The organism is Vibrio sp. Vb0888, assembly GCF_033338835.1.
Lineage (GTDB): Bacteria > Pseudomonadota > Gammaproteobacteria > Enterobacterales > Vibrionaceae > Vibrio > Vibrio alginolyticus.
Genome location: NZ_JAWOTL010000153.1, coordinates 1 through 1,330 on the forward strand (window position 1 = coordinate 1; position 1,330 = coordinate 1,330).

General features: G+C 50.2%; 1 protein-coding gene. It reads right to left on the reverse strand.

Going from position 1 to position 1,330, the window contains the following annotated elements; genetic code table 11:
- A partial coding sequence (gene mnmE, locus R7P72_RS24630) for a tRNA uridine-5-carboxymethylaminomethyl(34) synthesis GTPase MnmE (protein ID WP_318110916.1) occupies positions 1-1,152 on the reverse strand: 1,152 nt, incomplete at its 3' end.
- Positions 1,153-1,330 lie beyond the last annotated feature (178 nt).

Here is a 1,330-nt window from a genome sequence, read left to right on the forward strand (position 1 = left end):
GCCACCCTCAGTATTACCTGAGAAACCCATGCACTCTTTTAGGTGGTTACGCAGCGCATCGACACCCGCCCCGGTTTTTGCTGAAAGGCGAATCAGAGTAGGATCATTCACATGACAGATCCCCATATCTTCACCTGTTTGATCCGCTTTGTTGCGGATCACCGTCATGCCAATGCTTTCTGGCAGGCGATCGACAAAATCGGGCCAAATTTCTTTTGGATCGGTGGCATCGGTCGTTGTGCCATCCACCATAAACAATACGCGGTCGGCTTGCGCGATTTCATCCCAAGCGCGTTCGATACCGATTTTTTCGACTTCATCAGAAGCGTCACGCAAGCCAGCAGTATCGATGATGTGCAAAGGCATACCGTCAATATGGATGTGCTCACGCAGCACGTCACGCGTGGTACCTGCGATGTCTGTTACGATTGCGGACTCTTTGCCCGACAGCGCGTTCAGTAGGCTTGATTTACCCGCATTTGGACGACCAGCAATCACTACTTTCATGCCTTCGCGCATGATCGCGCCTTGGTTCGCTTCTTTGCGTACCGCATCGAGGTTATCGATGATAGCTTGCAGATCTCCTGCAACTTTACCATCGGCAAGAAAATCGATTTCTTCTTCAGGGAAGTCGATGGCCGCTTCCACATAGATGCGAAGATGAATCAGTGATTCCACCAGCGTTTGAATACGCTGCGAGAACTGGCCTTGTAGCGATTGTAGCGCCGATTTCGCTGCTTCTTCAGAGCTAGCATCAATCAGGTCGGCAATCGCTTCTGCCTGAGTCAAATCCATCTTGTCGTTCAAGAACGCACGTTCCGAGAACTCACCAGGACGGGCTGCTCGTACGCCAGCTATGCCCAGAATACGTTTAATCAGCATATCCATGACCACAGGGCCACCGTGACCTTGCAGTTCTAATACGTCTTCGCCCGTGAACGAGTGCGGGTTAGGGAAGTACAGTGCAATGCCTTGGTCGAGCACCGTGCCATCTTCGGCTTGAAACGGCAGGTATTCAGCGTAACGCGGTTTTAGAGTTTTCCCTGTGACTTCCAATGCCACTTGGTTGGCCTTAGGGCCTGAAACACGAATAATGCCGACACCGCCACGACCGGGTGCAGTAGCTTGAGCGACAATCGTATCTGTAGTCATAATCTTGCCTTTTGAGCTGGGCTCGGTGGAGCCATCACTATTAATTAGCTGAATTGTAATCAGCCAAAAACAAAAAGGCGACCTTTTGGCCGCCTTTCTTATTCTTTTGTTAAAAGGTTACTTAGTGTGTAAGCCTTTTTTCTCCAGCGCTTTGTAAATCAAGGTTTGCTGGATCAGA